Annotated in this window: 16 protein-coding genes; 9 read left to right on the forward strand and 7 right to left on the reverse strand. The window is 72.5% G+C overall.

Annotated features, from left to right (window positions below; genetic code table 11):
* Both RYN42_RS06605 and RYN42_RS06610 read left to right on the forward strand, forming a co-directional pair.
* Positions 1 to 912 carry a cation diffusion facilitator family transporter gene (locus RYN42_RS06605; RefSeq protein ID WP_315094789.1) on the forward strand — a complete coding sequence of 304 codons (912 nt, stop codon included), beginning with the start codon at positions 1 to 3 and terminating at the stop codon, positions 910 to 912.
* Between the two features lie 9 nt (positions 913 to 921).
* On the forward strand, positions 922 to 1,833 hold the full coding sequence (locus tag RYN42_RS06610) for an LLM class flavin-dependent oxidoreductase (RefSeq protein WP_315094791.1): 912 nt from the start codon (positions 922 to 924) through the stop codon (positions 1,831 to 1,833).
* Between the two features lie 61 nt (positions 1,834 to 1,894).
* Here the strand turns inward: RYN42_RS06610 and galE are convergent, their stop codons facing one another.
* Positions 1,895 to 2,854, reverse strand: a complete 960-nt coding sequence (gene galE, locus RYN42_RS06615; protein ID WP_315094792.1) for a UDP-glucose 4-epimerase GalE — start codon at positions 2,852 to 2,854, stop codon at positions 1,895 to 1,897.
* A 174-nt stretch (positions 2,855 to 3,028) separates the two neighbouring features.
* Here galE and RYN42_RS06620 point away from each other — a divergent pair, with 174 nt between their 5' ends.
* The 6 genes from RYN42_RS06620 to RYN42_RS06645 are packed head-to-tail and all read left to right on the forward strand — an operon-like array spanning position 3,029 to position 8,214.
* Positions 3,029 to 4,150, forward strand: coding sequence for a polyprenyl synthetase family protein (locus RYN42_RS06620; protein WP_315094793.1), 1,122 nt, complete (start codon positions 3,029 to 3,031; stop codon positions 4,148 to 4,150).
* Between the two features lie 24 nt (positions 4,151 to 4,174).
* A complete protein-coding gene (locus RYN42_RS06625) occupies positions 4,175 to 5,065 on the forward strand; it encodes a phytoene/squalene synthase family protein (protein WP_399552414.1) in 891 nt (296 codons plus the stop codon).
* A complete protein-coding gene (crtI, locus tag RYN42_RS06630; protein ID WP_315094795.1) occupies positions 5,062 to 6,702 on the forward strand; it encodes a phytoene desaturase family protein in 1,641 nt (546 codons plus the stop codon). The genes RYN42_RS06625 and crtI overlap by 4 nt, the downstream gene beginning before the upstream one ends.
* Positions 6,699 to 7,052 carry a lycopene cyclase domain-containing protein gene (locus RYN42_RS06635; RefSeq protein WP_315094796.1) on the forward strand — a complete coding sequence of 118 codons (354 nt, stop codon included), beginning with the start codon at positions 6,699 to 6,701 and terminating at the stop codon, positions 7,050 to 7,052. Before crtI ends, RYN42_RS06635 begins: the two co-directional genes overlap by 4 nt.
* Positions 7,049 to 7,345: a lycopene cyclase domain-containing protein gene (locus RYN42_RS06640; RefSeq protein WP_315094798.1), complete on the forward strand. Its 297-nt coding sequence runs from the start codon at positions 7,049 to 7,051 to the stop codon at positions 7,343 to 7,345. The genes RYN42_RS06635 and RYN42_RS06640 overlap by 4 nt, the downstream gene beginning before the upstream one ends.
* Positions 7,342 to 8,214 carry a prenyltransferase gene (locus RYN42_RS06645; RefSeq protein WP_315094800.1) on the forward strand — a complete coding sequence of 291 codons (873 nt, stop codon included), beginning with the start codon at positions 7,342 to 7,344 and terminating at the stop codon, positions 8,212 to 8,214. Before RYN42_RS06640 ends, RYN42_RS06645 begins: the two co-directional genes overlap by 4 nt.
* 55 nt (positions 8,215 to 8,269) lie before the next feature.
* Here the strand turns inward: RYN42_RS06645 and RYN42_RS06650 are convergent, their stop codons facing one another.
* The 5 genes from RYN42_RS06650 to RYN42_RS06670 form a co-directional block, all read right to left on the reverse strand.
* The gene (locus RYN42_RS06650; RefSeq protein ID WP_315094802.1) at positions 8,270 to 8,752 is read right to left on the reverse strand and encodes a hypothetical protein; all 483 of its coding nucleotides are present in this window, start codon (positions 8,750 to 8,752) and stop codon (positions 8,270 to 8,272) included.
* A 52-nt stretch (positions 8,753 to 8,804) separates the two neighbouring features.
* The gene (locus tag RYN42_RS06655; RefSeq protein WP_315094805.1) at positions 8,805 to 10,502 is read right to left on the reverse strand and encodes an ABC transporter ATP-binding protein; all 1,698 of its coding nucleotides are present in this window, start codon (positions 10,500 to 10,502) and stop codon (positions 8,805 to 8,807) included.
* On the reverse strand, positions 10,499 to 11,530 hold the full coding sequence (locus RYN42_RS06660) for an ABC transporter permease (protein ID WP_315094807.1): 1,032 nt from the start codon (positions 11,528 to 11,530) through the stop codon (positions 10,499 to 10,501). The genes RYN42_RS06655 and RYN42_RS06660 overlap by 4 nt, the downstream gene beginning before the upstream one ends.
* Before the next feature lies 1 nt (position 11,531).
* On the reverse strand, positions 11,532 to 12,632 hold the full coding sequence (locus tag RYN42_RS06665; RefSeq protein ID WP_315094808.1) for an ABC transporter permease: 1,101 nt from the start codon (positions 12,630 to 12,632) through the stop codon (positions 11,532 to 11,534).
* Positions 12,633 to 12,732: 100 nt separating this feature from the next.
* Positions 12,733 to 14,382, reverse strand: coding sequence for an ABC transporter substrate-binding protein (locus RYN42_RS06670; protein ID WP_315094810.1), 1,650 nt, complete (start codon positions 14,380 to 14,382; stop codon positions 12,733 to 12,735).
* A gap of 244 nt (positions 14,383 to 14,626) precedes the next feature.
* Between RYN42_RS06670 and RYN42_RS06675 the strand changes: the two genes are divergently transcribed.
* Complete coding sequence (locus RYN42_RS06675) at positions 14,627 to 15,079, forward strand: hypothetical protein (protein WP_315094812.1); 453 nt, start codon at positions 14,627 to 14,629, stop codon at positions 15,077 to 15,079.
* Between the two features lie 50 nt (positions 15,080 to 15,129).
* On the opposite strand, the gene RYN42_RS06680 is transcribed toward RYN42_RS06675, so the two are convergent.
* Complete coding sequence (locus tag RYN42_RS06680) at positions 15,130 to 19,470, reverse strand: alpha-L-arabinofuranosidase C-terminal domain-containing protein (RefSeq protein WP_315094814.1); 4,341 nt, start codon at positions 19,468 to 19,470, stop codon at positions 15,130 to 15,132.
* Between the last annotated feature and the right edge of the window lie 127 nt (positions 19,471 to 19,597).

Below are 19,597 nucleotides of genomic sequence, written 5' to 3' on the forward strand. Positions count from 1 at the left end.
GTGGGGCACGACCACGCGCACGGGACGGCTGCCCAGGCGCACCGGGGGCGGCTGCTCGCGGTGCTGGTCCTCACGCTGGTCGTGCTGGTGGTCGAGGTGGTCGGCGGCCTGGTCTCCGGGTCGTTCGCCCTGATCGCCGACGCCGGGCACATGCTCACCGACGCCGCCGGTGTGGGCCTCGCGCTGGCGGCGACCGCCCTCGCTGCCCGCCCCGCGACGGCCGCGCGCACGTTCGGGTGGCAGCGGGCGGAGATCCTGGCGGCCCTGGTGAACGGGCTGGTGATCGCGGCGGTGGGGGTCGGGGTGATCGTGGGCGGGATCGCGCGCATCCTGGACCCGGGCGAGGTCGAGGCCGGGCTCATGCTGGCCGTGGCGGTGGTCGGGCTCGCCGCCAACGGGGTGGGTCTGGCGCTGCTGCGGCGGGGGCAGGAGGAGTCGCTCACCGTCCGTGGCGCGTACCTCGAGGTGCTGGGTGACCTGCTGGGGTCCGCGGCCGTGGTGGTCGCCGCGGTCGTCGTGCTGGCCACCGGGTTCCTGCGCGCGGACGGGATCGTGTCCGTGCTCATCGGCTTGATGATCGTGCCGCGCGCGGTCGCGCTCCTGCGCGAGGTGGGGACGGTGCTGCTCGAGGCGACGCCCCGAGGGGTCGACCTGGACTCGATCCGGGCGCACATCTGCCGCGTCCCCGGCGTGCTGGGCGTGCACGACCTGCACGCGTGGACCATCACGTCCGGGGTGCCCGTGCTGTCCGCGCACGTCGAGGTGCCGGACGACCTGCTCTCGCGCGGCGAGGCCGGCCGGGTGCTCGACGACCTGCGGCGCTGCCTGGCCGGGCACTTCGACGTCGACCACTGCACGTTCCAGCTGGAGCCGCCGTCCACCACGGGACGGGAGCACCACGCGCACGCATAGGGTCGGCGCATGGTTGCTGTGGGGATCGTGCTGCTGCCGCAGGAGCGGTGGGTGTCGGCTCGTCGGAAGTGGGCGCTGGCCGAGGAGTGGGGCTTCGACCACGCGTGGACGTACGACCACCTGGCGTGGCGGACGCTCGTCGACGAGCCCTGGTTCGCGACCGTGCCCCTGCTGGCCGCCGCGGCGGCCGTCACCGAGCGGATCGGGCTCGGCACCTGGGTGGCCTCGCCGAACTTCCGGCACCCGGTGCCGTTCGCCAAGGACGTCCTCGGGCTCGACGACGTCAGCGGCGGCCGGTTCGTGCTCGGGCTGGGTGCGGGCGGTGAGGGGTTCGACGCCTCCGTCACCGGCGACCCGCCGACGCGCGGCGAGCGGACGCGGCGGTTCGAGGAGTTCGTCGGGCTGCTCGACTCGCTCCTGACCCAGCCCGTGACGTCCCATCAGGGGGCGTTCTACCGGGCCGACCAGGCGCGGATGATCCCCGGCACGATCGCGCAGCCGCGCACGCCGTTCGTCGTCGCCGCCAACGGCCCGCGGACCATGACGCTGGCCGCGCGGTACGGGCAGGGGTGGGCCACCTACGGCCCGGCGTACGCGACCGAGGACGTCCCGACCGAGCCGGCGGCCGCGCAGGAGCAGTGGTGGGCCGGGCTGGCGACCATGCTCGCGCAGCTGGACGCGATCGAGGCCTCCGCGCGGCCCGCCGGCGAGCCTCCGCTGCGCCGGTACCTCAGCCTGGACGGGGCGCCGGTCTTCTCGATGACCTCGCTCGGCCTCGTCACCGAGGGGATCGAGCGCGCCGCCGCCCTGGGGTTCACGGACGTGGTGGTCCACTGGCCGCGCGCGGAGGGGATCTACGCGGGCGACGAGTCGGTGCTGGAGGCCCTGGTGGAGCGCCTCCCGGGGCTTCAGGCGCTCTAGGGAAGCGCAACGTCCGAGCACCTGGTTGCTCCGGCGCTCACTTGCTCGGACCTCGCGATCGCTAGTGCGCCTGGCGGGCGTCCCAGGCGCTGCTGACCATGTCCAGCAGCGTGTGGCGCATCTGCCAGCCGAGGTCACGCGCGGCCAGCTCGCCCGACGCGACGATCCGTGCCGGGTCGCCCGGTCGGCGCGGGCCGACCTCGGGCTCGAACGGGATGCCGGTGCCGTCCGCCATCGCGGTCATGATCTGCCGGACCGAGACGCCTTCTCCGGAGCCGAGGTTGTAGACGGGCTCGAGCGTGCCTCCGGCGGCGAGTGCCTGGGCTGCGGCGACGTGGGAGTCGGCGAGGTCGGCCACGTGGAGGTAGTCGCGCACGCAGGTGCCGTCGGGCGTCGCGTAGTCCGTGCCGTTGATGCGTGGGGTGCGGCCCTCGGCCAGGGCGTCGAGGACGAGGGGGAAGAGGTTGTGGGGGCTGGTGTCGTACAGCTCGGTGGTGGCCGATCCCACGACGTTGAAGTAGCGCAGCGACGTGTGCCGGAGCCCCGCGGCACGGCCCTGGTCGCGCAGCAGCCACTCGCCGATGAGCTTGGACTCGCCGTAGGGCGACTCGGGCATGGTCGGGGTGGCCTCGGTGACCAGGTCCACGTCCGGCGTGCCGTACACCGCCGCCGACGAGGAGAACACGATCGCGTCGACGCCCTGCGACGCCATGGCCTCCAGCAGGTGCGCGGTGCCGGTGACGTTCTGCTCGTACGTGTGCAGCGGTCGGTCCACCGAGACCCCGGCGTACTTGAAACCCGCCAGGTGCACGACGCCGACCACGCCGTGCTGCACGAGCGCGTCCGCCACCAGGTCGGTGTCCAGGATCGACCCCTCGACCAGGGGGACGCCCTCCGGGACGAAGCCCCGGTGGCCGCTGGACAGGTCGTCGAGGACCACCGTCTCCAGCCCCACCTGCCCGAACGCCCGCACCACGTGCGACCCGATGTACCCGGCACCCCCGGTGACCAGCCATGTCATGCTCCCGAGCCTACCGACGCAGGAAAGCGGCGCGGGTGCATCCGCCGGGGGCCTCCGGACGGAAGGGCGCTCGACAGCCGTCTGCGGTGGCGGGCGAGGAGATGCTCAGTACGCTGAGCGTTCATCTCGTACGCGTGCGCAGGACGGTCCGCAGCAGGGGACGGGAGGGGCCGGATGCACAGGGACACGGGGGCGCGGGGCGCGGTGGTCGATGCGCCGACGACGACGGTGGACGCCGCGGACCTGGCGGTCGCGGTCGAGCGTGCGATGACCGTGACCGGCGGGGTGCTGCGGGAGTTCCTCGCGGGTCGCGTCCGGCTGGCCGCGGGGCGCTCCGACGTTGCGGCGTGCCTGTGGACCGACCTCGCGGACGTCGTCGGGGGCAAGCTCATGCGACCGCGTCTCGCGGTCACGGCCTACCTGGGGCTCGGCGGCCAGGACGCGGCGGCGATCGCCCCGGTCGCCGCCGCCATCGAGGTCCTGCACACGGCGATGCTCGTGCACGACGACCTGCTCGACCACGACGAGGTGCGGCGCGGCCGCCCCAACGTGGCCGGCGCCTCGCGTGCGCGGCTGGTCAGCCAGGGGCACGACGAGCGGGTGGTCTCCGACCAGGTCCTCGCGGCCGGCCTGCTGGCGGGAGACCTCGCCATCGCGTCCGCGTTCTCGCTGGTGGTCAGCGCCCCCGCCGACCGGGCCGCGCTCCTGCGCGTCGTCGGCCTGCTGGCCGAGGGCATCGAGACGACCGTCGTGGGGGAGCTGCTGGACGTCACCGCGGCGCTGAGCTCGCCGCGGGACGTCGACGCGCTCGCAGTGGCGGAGCTGAAGACGGCCGCGTACTCGGGCAGCCTGCCGCTGGTGGTGGGGGCGATCCTGGCCGGGGCCGACGAGGGACGGATCGCGCGGCTCAGCGCGGTGGGATCGGCCCTCGGCGTGGCCTTCCAGCTCACCGACGACGAGCTCGGCGTGTTCGGCGACCCGGCGGTCACCGGCAAGTCGGTGCTCTCCGACCTGCGCGAGGGCAAGCGGACCGAGCTGCTGCGGCGCGCGTTCGCCATGGCCGACGACGCCGGCCGGGCGGTGCTCGACGCACACGTCGGGCGCGCGGACCTCGACGAGGCCGGCGCGGCGGCGGTGCGGGACGTCCTGGTGTCCAGCGGGGCGCTGGACTCGGTCCGGGAGCTCACCCGACAGACCGGGCTGCGCGCGCGCGAGCTGGCGGTGACCGGGCTGCCGGAGCCGCTGGGGGGCTACCTTGTGGGCGTCGTCGACGATCTCGTCGGCCGCGGTCACTGAGTGCTGGGGGAGCCGATGTCGGACGTGAGACCTGCCCGGGAGCGGGCGCTCCGTCTCTACGACGCCACCGCCGCGCGCACCAGCGCCGGTGTGCTGGCTGCCTACTCGACCTCGTTCGGGCTGGGCACGCGCCTGCTCGGCCGACGCGGGCAGCAGGACATCCGTGCGGTCTACGCGCTGGTCCGGCTCGCCGACGAGGTGGTCGACACCTACCGCGGCGCCGACGCCGGTGCCGAGCTGGACGAGCTGGAGGAGCAGACGGCCCGCGCGCTACGCACCGGGTACTCGACCAACCTGGTGGTGCACGCGTTCGCCCGGACCGCCCGCCGCGTCGGCATCACCGCCGCGGAGACCGGGCCGTTCTTCGCCTCGATGCGCGCGGACCTCACGGTCCGGGAGCACGACCGGGCCAGCTACGAGGCGTACGTCTTCGGTTCCGCCGAGGTGGTGGGGCTCATGTGCGTGCGCGCGTTCCTCAACGAGGACAGGCGGCCCGACGAGCCGGTGCGCGAGCCCGACGAGACGCAGGTGACCGGTGCGCGCGCGCTCGGGGCGGCGTTCCAGAAGATCAACTTCCTGCGCGACCTCGGTGCCGACACCGAGGAGCTGGGCCGCACGTACTTCCCCGGGACGTCGCCGGGACGGCTCGACCAGGCGCAGCTCGACGCGATCCTCGCCGAGATCACGACCGACGTGGCGGTGGCCCGCGCAGCGGTGCCCACCCTGCCGCGACGGTCGCGCTACGCGGTCGGGGCCACCCTGGCCCTGTACCAGCGCCTGCTCGACGAGCTGGCGACGCGGCCGCCCGAGTCCCTGCTGGCCGGTCGCGTGCGGCTGCCCACCCCGGTCAAGCTGCTGGTGGTCGGCGAGTCTGTGCTGGCGGAGGCGCGGGCGGGCCGGGGGGTCGACGCATGACCGGTCCCGGACGCGTCGTCGTCATCGGGGGTGGCATCGCCGGCCTGACCACCGCCGCGCTGCTCGCCCGCGGTGGCGCGCTGGTGACCCTGCTCGAGCGGCACGACCAGCTGGGCGGGCGCACGGGCACCCTGTCCGTCGACGGGTTCCGGTTCGACACCGGCCCGTCGTGGTACTTCATGCCCGAGGTGTTCGAGCACGCGTTCGCGCTGCTGGGCGAGGACATCGAGGACCACGTCGAGCTGGAGCGGCTGGACCCGGCGTACCGGCTGTTCCCCGAGCCGGCCGACGGCGGACCCGCGGAGCCGTTCGACGTGGTGGCCGACGCCGAGACCAACTGGGCCACGTTCGAGGCACGCGAGCCTGGCGCGGGCGAGGCGATCCGGCGGTACACGCAGGCGTCGACGCAGGCGTACCGCACCGCCCTCGACTCGTTCCTGTACACCACGTTCGCGCGACCGGACCGGCTGCTGTCCGCCGAGGTCCTCCGGCAGTCGGGCACGCTGGCGGGCCTGCTGACGGGCACGCTGGCGGACAAGGTGGCCTCCACGGTCACCGACCCGGTGCTCCGGCAGGTGCTCGGCTACCACGCGGTGTTCCTGGGCTCGTCGCCGTACCGCGTCCCCGCGCTCTACTCGCTGATGAGCCACCTCGACCTGGTCGACGGCGTACGTTTCCCCCGCGGCGGGATGTACACGGTGATCGAGGCGCTCGAGCGGATCGCCCGCAAGGAGGGCGTCGAGGTGCGGACGGGGGCCGACGTCACCGGCATCGAGATCGACGACGCGACGCCGTCCCTGCGGCACCCGCGCAGGTCGGGCGAGGCGCGCGGGGTCCGGCTGGCCGACGGCACGCTGGTGCCGGCGGACGTCGTCGTGTCCGCCGCGGACCGGCACCACACCGAGACCGCCCTGCTCGGGCGCCACCGCGACCTGCCCGACTCCTGGTGGGAGGACCGCGGCCCGGGCATCTCGGCGCTGCTGGTCATGGCCGGGGTCCGTGGGGAGCTGCCGGAGCTCGCTCATCACTCGTTGTTCTTCACGCGCGACTGGCCGGCCAACTTCGAGGACATCCTGGGGACCGGCCGCTCCACCCCGGCGGACCGGCTGCGGGTGCCCGAGGCGGCGTCGATGTACGTCTCGCGCACGACGGCGAGCGACCCGACCGCTGCTCCGCCGGGGCACGAGAACCTGTTCCTGCTGGTCCCGTTCCCCGCGGACCCCTCGCTGGACGGCGCCGACCTCGCGCGGCACGCCGACCGGTTCGTCGACCAGGTGGGTGCGTGGGCGGGCGTCCCGCGGCTGCGCGACCGGGTGGTCACCCGGCGCGTCGTCGGCCCCGCCGACTTCGCCCGGGACTTCTCCGCCTGGCGCGGCAGCGCGCTCGGCATGGAGCACACGCTGCGGCAGAGCGCGATGTTCCGCCCGGGCGACGCGTCCGCGCGCGTCCCGAACGTCCTCCACGTCGGAGGTGGCACGATCCCCGGTGTGGGTCTGCCGATGTGCCTGATCAGTGCCGAGCTCGTGGTCAAGCGGATGCTCGGGGAGACGTCGTCGCGCCCGTTGCCCACCCCCCTGCGGCCCGGGTTCCTGGTTGCGGCGCGGCCCCGCGGAGTGTGGAGCGACCAGGTCGGATGAGCTTCCTGTACCTCGGCGCGCTGCTCCTGTCGCTAAGCGGGCTCGCGCTGCTGGACCGCCGGTTCCGCCTGGCGTTCTGGTCCGACCCCCGCCGCGCGGGCCTGACGATCGGCATCGGCGTCGTCGCGTTCCTGCTCTGGGACGGCCTCGGCCTGGTGCTCGGCATCTTCGCGCGCGGCGACTCCCCGCACATGACCGGCCTGCTGCTGGCCCCCGAGCTCCCCGTCGAGGAGGCGTTCTTCCTCGCCCTGCTCTGCTACACCGCGCTGCTGGCCTGGTGCTGGTTCGACCAGAGCTCCGCCCTGCGTGAGGCCGGCCGACGGGCGCTGCACGACCGCGAGGCGCCATGACGAACATCGTGCTCAACGTGATCGTGCTCGCCGTGCTCGGTGCCGTGTGCTGGCGCGTGCTGCGCGGGATGCGCGCCATGCCGCTGGTCTGGACGGTCGTGCACCTGTGCGTGCTCACGGCGGTGTTCGACACGATCATGATCGACGTCGGCCTCTACGTGTTCGACCCCGACAAGATCCTCGGACGGTACATCTGGGGCGCACCCCTGGAGGACTTCGCGTATGCGATCGCCGCCGGTGTGGGCATCCCCGTCCTGTGGGTGGCGCTCGGTCGGCGGAAGGACCCCGCGTGAGGGAGGTTCTCGCGGCGTCCCGGCCGTTCTCCTGGATCAACACGGCCTACCCGTACGCCGCCGGCTACCTGCTGGCCACGGGGGGACGGCTCGACGCGACGTTCGTCGTCGGCACGCTGTTCTTCCTCGGGCCGTACAACCTGCTGATGTACGGCATCAACGACGTGTTCGACTACGCCTCCGACCTGCGCAACCCCCGCAAGGGGGGGATCGAGGGTGGCCTGGTGGAGCCGGCTCGCGCGCGCGAGGTGCACCGCCGGATCCTGTGGGCGTGCGTCGTGGCGACCGTGCCGTTCGTCGCGTACCTGCTGGTCGTCGGGGACGTCTCGGCGAACCTCACGCTCGCGCTCGTCCTGTTCCTCGTCATCGCGTACTCGGCGCCCGTGCTCCGGTTCAAGGAGCGGCCGGTGCTGGACTCGCTGGCGTCCGCGATGCACTTCGTCGGGCCCCTGCTGTACGCGCTCGTGCTCGTGGATGCGGACCTGGGCGAGCGCACGGTCTGGCCGGTCCTGGTCGCGTTCGTGCTCTGGGGGATGGCGTCGCACGCGTTCGGTGCCGTGCAGGACGTCCGGGCGGACCGCGAGGGCGGGATCGCCTCCGTGGCGACCGCGCTCGGCGCGCACCCGACGGTCCTGGCGTCGACGGTTCTCTACGTGCTCGCGGCGGCCGTGCTCCTGGCGGTGCCGTGGCCCGGGACGCTCGCGGCGGTGCTCCCCCTCGCCTATGCCGTGAGCACCGCGCGGTTCTGGTCGGTAAGCGACGAGGACTGCGAACGGGCCAACGCGGGGTGGCGGAGCTTCTTGTGGCTCAACCTGGTCACCGGCTTCCTGGTGACCATGCTGCTCATCGTCATCGCCCGGACGGGCTGACCGGGACAGCCAGCGGCGGTCGGTACCGGACGAGCAGCTCACGCCAGCGCCCAGGCTAGGGGTCCGCGCGGGCCCGCCGGGCCGCGGTGAGCCCGAGGGTCGTCAGGGCGGCGAGGACCAGGACGACCATCACCTGCGCAACGGCGACCGGCATCCACGGGGACGCGAACGCGTGCGGCGGGTCCTGGCCCGTGACGGTGGACATGGCGACCGTGTAGCCGCCGCCGCCCTCGGTCCGCCAGCCCACCCAGAGGAGCGCCGCGGCGGGCACCGCGAACAGCGAGGCGAGCCGTCGCGCACGGTGGACGCAGGCCCGCCAGCCCACCAGCAGGGTCGCGACGACGAGCACCACGACGAGCACCACCGAGGCGGTCCGGATCTCCGCGACGCCCGGCGGGGGCGCCGCCGCGACCATCACCACGCCCTGCTCCGTCGTCACGTGCAGCGGGGGAGACCACAGCGGGACGGTCGCGAGCGCGGCCAGCACCGCGAGCACGCGCACGAGGCGCGGGCGAGCGGACCGGTCTGCGGGGGGCATCCGGTCACGCTAGGGCGGGGGCCGGTCCACCCGGGGGTGAACCGGCCGCACGTCACCCGTGCGCGCGCAGGTTCCGCCACTGCTCGCGCCGGACCGCCTGCTCCTGCGGGTCCGGGACCGGCAGCGACGCCAGCAGCCGCTGGGTGTACGGGTGCTTGGGCGCGCCCAGCACCTCGTCGCCCGTGCCCTCCTCCACCAGCACGCCGCGGTGGAGCACGGCGATGCGGTGGGCGAGCAGGTCGACGACGGCCAGGTCGTGGCTGATGAACAGGCACGCGAAGCCCAGCTCGGCCTGCAGGCGGGCGAACAGGTCGAGCACGCGTGCCTGCACGGACACGTCGAGCGCGCTCGTCGGCTCGTCGGCGATGAGCAGCTCCGGCCCGAGGATCAGCGCGCGGGCCAGGCTGGCGCGCTGTCGCTGGCCGCCGGACAGCTCGTGCGGGAACCGGTCGCCGAACGCCTTGGGCAGCTGCACGGCCTCCATGAGCTCGTCGACCTTCGGTCGCGCCTCGACGGGGTTCGCCGCCAGGCCGTGCACGACCATCGGCTCGGCGACGCACTGCGCGATGGTGAGCAGCGGGTTGAAGCTCGTCGCCGGGTCCTGGAAGACGAACCCGATCCGCTTGCGGACCGGGCGGAACCGCTTCTCCTTGACGCCGAGCATCTCGACGCCGTGGACCGTCAGCGAACCGTCGGTGATCGGGGTGAGACCCGCGATCGCCCGCCCGATGGTGGTCTTGCCGCTGCCGGACTCGCCGACCAGGCCGAGGACCTCGCCGGGCCGGATGACGAGGTCGACGCCGTCGACGGCCGTGAAGTCCGGCTGTCGCAGCCGCCCCGGGTAGACGATGCGCAGGTCCTTCGCCTCGACGACCGGGGTGGCCGACTCGTCGACCACCCGGGCCTCGAGCTCGTCGGCCACCCGCACGCGGTCGCGCAGGCGTCGGCCACCCACCCGCGGGACGGCGTCCAGCAGCCGCCGCGTGTACGGGTGCTGCGGCGCGGCGAACAGGGTGCGCACGTCCGCCTGCTCGACGATCTCGCCCTCGTACATGACCGCGACCCGGTCGGCCAGGTCCGCGACGACGCCCATGTTGTGCGTGATCAGGACGATCGCGGAGCCGAACTCCTTCGGCAGCCGGCGCAGCAGGTCGAGGATCTCCGCCTGCACGGTGACGTCGAGGGCGGTGGTCGGCTCGTCCGCGATGATCAGGCCCGGGTCGAGCACCAGGGCCTGCGCGATGACGATGCGCTGCTTCTGGCCGCCCGAGAACTGGTGCGGGTAGTGGTCGACGCGGTGCTCCGGGTCGGGGATGCCGACCAGGCGCAGGACCTCGATCGCCTGCGCGCGCGCGTCCTTGTCGGACAGCCTGCGGTGGGCGCGCAGGCCCTCGGCGATCTGCCAGCCCACCGGGAACACCGGGTTGAGGGCGGTCGACGGCTCCTGGAACACCATGGCGGCGTCGCGGCCCCGCACGTCGCGCAGGTCGCTGCCGCGCAGGGTGACGATGTCGTGCGTCGCCGAGCCGTCCTTGCGGGTGAGCAGCACGGCGCCGCTGGTCAGGGCGGTCTCCGGGAGCAGGCCGAGGATGGACCGGGCGGTCACGGTCTTGCCGGAGCCCGACTCGCCCACGATCGCGAGCACCTCGCCGGCGGCCACCTGCAGCGAGACGCCCTCGACGGCACGGACGGTGCCGGAGTCGGTGGCGAACGAGACCCGCAGGTCCCGGATGTCGACGACGTCGGTCACTTCGCGTCCCCTTCCTCGAGCTCGTCCGCCACGGGTGCCAGCACCGCGGCCTTGGCGGCGCGGCGGGTGCGCAGCCGCGGGTCCGCGAGGTCGTTGAGAGACTCACCGACCAGGGTCGCCCCGAGCACCGTGAGCACGATCGCCAGGCCGGGCGGCACCGCCGTCCACCAGATGCCGCTGGTCACGTCGGACAGCGACCGCGACAGGTCGTAGCCCCAGTCGCCGGCCTTGGTGGGCTCGATCCCGAACCCGAGGAACCCGAGCCCCGCGAGCGTGAGGACCGCCTCCGAGCAGTTGAGCGTGAGGATCAGGGGGAGCGTCCGCGTCGAGTTGCGCAGCACGTGCCGGCCCATGATCCGCACCGGACCGGAGCCGATCACCCGGGCGGACTCGACGAACGCCTCGGCCTTGACCCGCACCACCTCGGCGCGAACCACCCGGAAGTACTGCGGGATCATCACGACGCTCAGCGAGATGGCGGCCGCCATGACCCCGCCCCACATCGACGACTGCCCGCCGCTGATGACGATGGCGACGACGATGGCGAGCAGCAGGGACGGGAACGCGAAGAGTGCATCGGCGATCACGACGAGGACCCGGTCGATCCAGCCGCCGAAGTATCCCGACACGAGGCCGACGACGACGCCGATGAAGATCGACAGCACCACGGCGGCCAGGATGACCAGGAGAGCGGGCCGGGCGCCCCAGATCGTGCGCGACAGCACGTCGTAGCCGCCCACCGTGGTGCCGAGCCAGTGCTCGGCGGACGGCGGTTGCTGGGCGCCGAAGTTCACGTCGCCCGAGCTCAGCTGCGCGTAGCCGTAAGGGGCCAGCAGCGGCGCGAAGGCAGCGACGACGAGGAAGACCAGCGTCAGCACGATGCCGACGAGCAGCATGGTGCGCTGCAGGCCGACGCTGGTGCGGACCTGGTGCACCACGGGCAGGCGCTTCCAGAACGAGGTGTGCTCGGGCGTCGCCGGGGCCGCGTGGGCGACGACGAGGCCGGTCTCGGGGATGAGGTCGGTCATGTCAGTACCTGATTCTCGGGTCGACGAGCGCGGCGATGACGTCGACCACGAAGTTGGTCAGCGCCACCACGACGGCGAGCAGCACGACGATGCCCTGGACAGCCACGAAGTCGCGCGCGAGCAGGTACTGGACCAGCTGGAAGCCGAGGCCCTTCCACTCGAACGTCTTCTCGGTGAGCACCGCGCCGCTGAGCAGCAGCGCGACCTGCAGGCCGATGACGGTGATGATCGGCACCAGCGCGGGGCGCCACGCGTGCTGACGCAGCAGCCGGCGCTCGTTGACGCCGCGGGACCGAGCAGCCTCGACGTAGCCGGTGTTGAGGGTGCCGATGACGTTGGTGCGGACGAGCCGCAGGAAGATGCCGCCGGTCAGCAGGCCGAGGGCCAGGGCCGGCAGGATCGCGTGCTCGAGCACGTCGAGGACCGCTGCCGGGTTGCCGGTGCTGATCGCGTCGATGAGGTAGATCCCCGTGCCCGCGCCGTTGCGCTGGAGCTCGATCTGCGTGTCGGTGGACGCGCGGCCCGCGACCGGGAGCCAGCCGAGCCACACCGAGAAGACGAGCTTGAGCAGGATGCCGGCGAAGAAGACGGGGGTCGCGTAGGCGAGGATCCCGGTGATGCGCAGCGAGGCGTCCACGCCCTTGTCGCGGCGGGCGGCGGCGATGCGGCCCAGCGGGATGCCGACCACGAGCGCGACGAGCAGCGCGTAGACGGCCAGCTCGAGGGTCGCGGCACCGTAGGTGAGGACGATCTCGGTGATGGGGCGGTTGTCGGAGATCGAGGTGCCGAAGTCGCCCCGGAACACCTGGCCCAGGTACTCGACGTACTGCACGAAGATCGGCCGGTCGTACCCTGCGGCCTCGATGCGCTCGGCCAGCTGGTCCGCGGTGAGGCGGCCGCCCAGCGAGGCGGTGATCGGGTCACCGGTGGCCCGCATGAGGACGAAGACGGTGGTCACCAGGATGAAGATCGTCGGGAAGATCAGCAGGAACCGGACCAGCAGGTAGCTGGCGAGCTTTCCGCCCGGTGGCCTGCGCTGGGGCGCCCGCGCGTCCGGCGCCGGCTCGACGCCCGAGGGGACGTCGGTGGTGAGGGAGGTCATGGGTTCCTGCCTGTCGCGTGCGTGTCGTGGTGCGGACGAGCCGGACGGCCCCGCCCCCGAGTCTGCTCGGAGGCGGGACCGTCGGCCTGCTCGGGCGTGATCAGCTCGTGGCGAGCGCGCCGTAGCGGAACTTGAACGACGCGTCGAGCGTGTCCTCGGTGCCGGTGACGTCCGTACCCACGACCGCCACCTGGGCGCCCTGAAGATACGGGACCGTCGACAGGTCCTGGGCCACGGCGTCCTGGATGTCCTCGATGAGGGCGGTGCGGGCGTCGGCGTCGGCCGTCGACGCCTGCTCCAGGATCATGTCGTTGACCGCCTGGTTGGCGTAGTGGTTCGACAGGAAGTTCTCCGTGAGGAAGAACGGCGTCAGGTAGTTGTCGGCGTCGGAGTAGTCCGGGAACCAGCCGAGCTGGTACGCGGGGTAGACGTCGGCGGTGCGGTCCTTGGCGTACTGGACCCACTCGGTGGTCTGCAGGTCGACCGTGAACAGGCCGTCCTTCTCCAGCTGCTCCTTGATGAGGGCGTACTCGTCGGCCGACGACGGGCCGTAGTGGTCGTTCGAGTACTGCAGGCTGAGCGTGACCGGGGTGGTGACGCCGGCGGCCTCGAGGGCGGACTTCGCCTTGGCGGCGTCCGGACCACCGTCGCCGTCGCCGTACAGACCCTTGAGGGACTCGGTGGCGCCCGTCAGGCCGTCCGGCACGTAGGAGTACAGGGGCGTGTAGGTGCCCTTGTAGACCTGCTCCGACAGCGGCGTGCGGTCGATCAGGTGGGCGACCGCCTGGCGGACCGCGAGGGCCTTCGCCGGGTCGGCACCGTCGGCCTTGGCGCCGAACGGCTGCGTGTCGAAGTTGAACACGATGTAGCGGATCTCCCCGCCGGGACCGTCGACGACCTTGACGTCGTCGTTGCCCTGCAGGTCCTCGATGTCCGTGGCCGAGAGGCTGCGGAAGGCGACGTCGATGTTGCCCTCCTGGATGTCCAGCTTGAGGTTGGACGAGTCCGCGTAGTACTTGACGTTGACCTCGGCGGTCTTGGCCGGAGGCAGGACGCCCGCGTAGTCCGGGTAGGCCTCGTACGAGACCAGCTCGTTGAACGAGTAGCTGGTGATCGTGTACTGCCCGGCGAACGCGTTGCCGTCGACGATCGCGTTGTCCGGCGTCAGGGCGTCGGCCGCGAAGACCTCCTCGTCGACGATCGGGCCCGCGGGGCTGGACAGGATCTGCGGGAAGATCTGGTCGTTCTCCGACTTCAGGTGGAAGACCACCGTGGTGTCGTCGACCGCTTCCGTGCTGTCCAGGTTGTAGAGCAGCGACGACGGGCCGTTCTCGTCGGCGATCGCGACCTGCCGGTCGAACGAGAACTTCACGTCCGAGGCCGTCAGGTCGTGGCCGTTGGCCCACTTCAGGTCGGGCTTCAGCGTGACCGTGTACTCGGTGGGCGCGGTGAACTCCGCGGAGACGGCGATGTCCGGCTCGACGTCCGGGCTGCCGTACGGCGTGTTCATGAGGAACGGGAACACCTGGTTCATCACCGCGAACGAGCCGTTGTCGTACGAGCCCGCGGGGTCGAGCGTGGTGACCTTGTCGGTGGTGCCGATGGTCAGGGCGCCCCCGGCGGAGGTGCTCCCGCCGTCGGCGCCGCCGTCGCCGTCACTGCCCGAGCAGGCGGTGAGCACGAGGGCGGTCGCTGCGAGACCTGCGGTCGCCGCGAGGACGCGGCGGCGTGATGGTGCGAGGGAGGTCATGCGCTACCTCTTCTGTCAGAGCCGCGGGCGCGCAGGGGCGCACCCGCCGGCTGGGTTCTCAGTGGGCTATGGGTAGCACACTGATGTATCCGGCATGTCGAGGGTCTTACCGGTAGGTAACATCCAGATCTCGGGACGGTCACGATCGACCGGTGGTCAGAGTCCGCCTGATGCCCGAACCGCCCACGCCGGCTCTCGCGTCGCCCTAGGATCGCCGACACCACTCACCCCCAAGGGAGACACCGTGTCGCCGAAGAGCGCGCTCCTCGACCAGCTCGCCCCGTTCCTGCAGCCGGGGGAGGAGGTGCGCAACGTGGTCGTCGTGCAGGTCAAGCGCTCGGCCACCAAGAACGCCGCGAAGTCGGTCGCCGCGACGACAGCAGCCACCGTCGCGACGCTCGCGCTCACCGGCGGGATGCTCGGCGTGAGCGTGGCGTTCACCGCCCCGGCGGTCTGGTGCGTCTCCACGTCCGAGCGTCTGCTGCTGGTCTCGCGAGAGAGCGGGAAGACCCCGATCGTCGACCGGGTGCTGCTGTCTGCTCCTCGTGGACTCGTCCGCGCCGAGCTGAAGCGGCTGCTCCTGAGCCAGGTGAGCCTCGTGGACGTCACCGACGACTCCGTCATCGCCCGGCTCAACGTCGGCGCGAAGCACGGAGCCGCTCGCGCCATCGTCCGCGAGCTGGCGCCCGCCGCCTGACGGGGCGCGTGCACGGGTCCCTCGCGCACGCGCCCCGCTCTGCCCGTCGGTCAGGGCAGCACGACCAGCAGCCTCCACGCGCTCGAGGACTGGACCGTGGGCGAGCCCGCGTACCGGGTGTCCACCGCGTAGAGCCCGATGGGAACGCGGGGCAGCCGCAGGGTCGCGGTCGACGCCCGCTGCGCGCCGGGGGTCAGGTCTGCCGTCACCTGCGCGACGACCGGTCCCTCGCCGTGCAGCCGGAGCGGCCGTACCGTCGTGGTCACCGCTCCGGTGGGCGCCGGCCCGGTGGCCGCCCGGACCGTCGCCGTGAGGGTGGCCTGCATGGTGCGGCGGACCAGCCATGGCTCGATCATGACCGTGGTCGTCGACCGGACGGCGGTCACTGCGGGTACCGGGGTGCTCGTCGTCGTGCCGACGTTCCCGACGCGGTCGACCGCCCGGTGCTCCACCGCGGTGGCCTCGGCGCCGACCTGCACGGGACCGGCGTACGTGGTCCAGGCGCCCGCGCCGACCCGGTACTCGATCCGCTCCACCCCGGAGCCCTCGTCGGCAGCCGTGAGCGTGATCCGCCGTTGGGCGTCGATGCTCGCCGACGTCGTCGGGGCGGTCGCGTCGAGCGCGAACGTGACCGACCGGACCTCGGACACGTTGCCCGCCGCGTCCGTCGCGCGCACGGCGACCGTGTGCTCGCCGTGCTCCGTGACCTGCACGGACGCGGTCGGCGTCCACGGCCCGGCGTCGACCGACATCTCGAGCGAGACGACCGCCCGGTCGTCCGACGCGGTGGCCGCGACGGTCGCCGGGGCCGCACGCCAGTCGCCCACGGGGTCGGGGGAGACCAGGAGAGAGTCGACCGTCGGGGCGGTCGTGTCCGCCGGCACCGTGTGCAGGGTCAGGAACGTCACCGAGTACGGCGGCAGGTCGTAGGTGAACGACGACGACAGCCCGTCGAGCTCCCGCGTGACCGGCTCGACCGTGCTCGGTGCCGTCTTGGTGTTCGTCGCGCCCGGGGGAGCGACGATCTCGGTGACCGACCCGGTCGGGGCGATCTGGGCGTCGGCGACCTCGACCTGCGTGCGCTGCGTGGCGGCCGAGACGTTGACGACCTTGACGACGAGGTCGCCGCTGTCCTCGTCGCGTGTGACCACCTGGAACACGTCGGCCGCGGGGGCCGGGTCGTCGTAGGACATCTGCAGCACGCCGTCGAGGTACAGCTCGATGTGCCGGCCCTCGACGACGACCTTGACCCGGTAGGTCTGGTCGGTCGCGATGCTGTGGCCCTCGACCGCCTGCACCTCACCGGCGCCGCCGCCGTCCGCCTTCTGCAGCGCCTGGCGGGTGTTGTTCCAGCCGCCCAGGTTCCACCAGAAGTAGTCGCTGGGACCACCGGCGGCGAACCCGACCAGGAAGCCCTCGGCACCTGCGGTCTTGCGGGCGTCGAGCTCGAGCGTGTAGCTGCTCCAGTCCTGCTCGTAGGTGCCGGTGGGGATGCTCCGGGCGTCGGTGGTCGTCGTGCTGGACTGCACGTACTCGCCGCCCACCACCGACCAGTCGCCCGTCTGCGGGGACCATGCCGAGGCGTCCGTGAACGTGTCCTCGAAGAGCACGGCGCCGCCGTCGTTCTCCGTCACGCGCACGTTGTCGTAGGCCGCGGAGGTGTTCCACGTGGACAGGAACACGCCGCCGTCCAGCGGCTGCGCCTCCACGGACGGGGTGGTCAGCGTGCTCGGGACCACCTGGTCGCCGACGTTGTTCGAGAACAGGTGCTGGACCCAGTAGTTGGCGCTGGCCCAGGACTCGTCGTTGTCGAACCAGATGGCGTCCGGCGACCACTGCACGTACGACTCGTTGGCCAGCAGCGGCGCGTAGGACGCCAGCTCCACCAGGTCGCCGTTGCGCTCCAGGCCCGTCATGTACGCGGCCTCGGACAATCCGTTCCACCAGGTGTTGCCGCGCGAGGCGTACTCGCCCAGGAACACGTGCGGACCCTCGCGGTCGTAGGAGTCGTAGCGCTCCGTGTTGGCCAGGAACCAGCTCGGGTCGTTGTAGTAGTGCTCGTCGACCAGGTCGACGTCCTGCTCGCGGGCGAAGTCCCAGAGGGCGTCGAAGCGGGCGCCGGTGTCGTCCGGACCCGAGTTGGAGATGATCTTCACGTCCGGGTACGCGGCCGCGATCGCGTCCCGGAACGCCGGGAAGTTGGCCTCGAACGTGGTGGTGTTCTCCTCGTTGCCGAGCCCGATGTACGGCAGCTCGAACGGCTCGGGGTGGCCCAGCGCGGCGCGCTCCGCTCCCCACGTCGTGGAGACGTCACCCGTGGCGAACTCGATGAGGTCGAGCGTGTCCTGCACCCAGCGGGCGATCTGCATCGGGTCGGTCATCTCGGGGATCGTGCTCCCGCAGCCGTTGGCGCCGACCGACAGCACGGGCAGCGGGATGGCCCCCAGGTCCTCGGCCAGCTCCATGTACTCCAGGTAGCCGATGCCGTAGGACTGGTTGTAGCCCCAGAAGTTCCAGTTGGTGGCGCGCTCCTCGACCGGCCCGATGGTCTCCTTCCACTGGTACGTGCGGCGCCGGTCGGTGTACCCGGACTCCTCGTACGTGCGGAACGTGCCGACGTTGGTGACGCAGCCGCCGGGGAAGCGCAGGAAGGACGGGTCGAGCGCGGCGATCTTCTCCGCGAGGTCCTTGCGCAGCACGGACGTGCCGTTCACCGGGCCCACCCACGTGTCCTGCGGGAACAGGGACACCTGGTCGAGGTGGAGCGTCGAGGCGGCACCGGCGAGGACGACGAGCCGTCCCGCGTCGGTGGTCGCGCTCGCGGTCAGCGTGACCTCGTACTTCCGCCACGTGTCCGAGCCGTCGACGTCGACCGTGCCGGACGCGACCGTCTGCGTGCCGTCCTCGACCGCGAGCGTCAGCGTCTGCGCGGTGGTGGTCCGTACCCAGACGCTCGCGTCGTACGACGCGCCGTCCCGCACCGCGACACCCGTGTTGTAGCTCGCGTTGCGCAGCCCGTCACCCGCTGCGGCCGCGACCAGCACGGCCCGGGTGCGGTTGGTGGCGTTGAGCCGGCCCTCGTCGTCGACCACCGAGACGGTGGTGCCGGCGCCGCTGCGGTCCAGCACGTCCCAGGCGGTCAGGCCGGTGAAGCTCGCGTTGTCCGCCGCGTTGAACTCGAACGAGCGGTTGCGCACCAGCTCGGCGTACAGCCCGCCGTCGGCGGCGTAGTTGATGTCCTCGTAGAAGATCCCGTACAGCCGGTCGGAGATCTCGGCGTCGGTCCCGTCGCCGTCGATCGCGATCGTGGTGCCCTCCGCCAGGGTGAACGGCTCGAGCACGAAGCCCGCGGCGAGGTCGGGATCGCCCAGCACGAGCGTTCCGTCGACGATCCCGACGGCCTGTGACCCGTCCGCCGAGACGACGTGCAGCCGCCCGCCGCCGGCCTCCCGCAGCCGGAGCACCGTGGCGTCGCCGCCGAGCGCGAGCCGGCCGTCGGGGAGCACGGTGACGGACCGCTCGCCGGCCGCCAGCTCGAGCCCGTCGGCCACCTCGGTCGCCTCGAGCACGAGCGGGTCACCCGGCCGCTGCTCCGCCACGACGATCGCGTCGTCCGCGCCGGTGGTCAGGTGCGGAGCCGCACCCGGGGCGCGCAGGGTGAACGGTCCGTCAGGCACGACGTCCTCACCGGGCGACGCCACCAGCGTGACGTCGTCGAACACGGCCGGGAACGTGGTGCCGTCCTGCGCGGCGAGCGCGTAGAGCCCCACGTGCTCGATGGGGAACGTCACGTCGACCGCGTTCACGTCCACCCACGCGGTGGTCGGCTCGTCCCAGCGTGCGGTGGTCACCGTGTCCCCGGTGCGGGTCAGCCGCAGGGTCTCGCCGGTCGAGCCGGGGCGGTCCTCGAAGTGGTCGGCGGCGAAGGTCGCCGCGGTCTCGACGTCGTTCTCGATGGCGACGCCCGACGGGGTCAGCCCGCCGACGTAGGTCAGTCCGGAGCGCACATAGTTGTCGAGGTCCTGGTAGGCGATGAGCCCGGCACCCTGGAAGGTCCGCGACACGGAGGCCTGCACGCGCACCGAGACGGAGAAGTCGCCGTCCGGGATGTCGAGGGTCATGACGTTGCGGGCCGAGTTGTTGCCCTGCCAGGTGTCTCCCGGCAGCGCGGTGAGGGTGAGCGCCCCGGGGTTCGCGGTGAGCGAGCGCGCGGTCGGCTCGTCGTTGAGCACGGTCCAGCGCGGGCCGAGCGTGGTGCTCTCGAAGCTGTCGATCCACGCCCCGTCGGGCACGGGTGGCGCCGCGCTCGCGGGCGCCGCGGCAGCGATGCCGAGCGGCACGGCGAGCGCCAGAGCGAGGATCGCGGACATCGGGCGGGTGGTGACGGGCATGGCAGCCTCCCCTGCGCGCACGTCGTCGTGCGCCTCGCCCGGGACTCTGTCGCGTCCGATGTGAGCGCTAACATCCCGGTGATCGGCACGACCATAGGACGATCCGGACGAGTCCGGCAAGACCCTC

Origin of the sequence: uncultured Cellulomonas sp., assembly GCF_963527515.1 — a bacterium.
GTDB lineage: Bacteria > Actinomycetota > Actinomycetes > Actinomycetales > Cellulomonadaceae > Cellulomonas.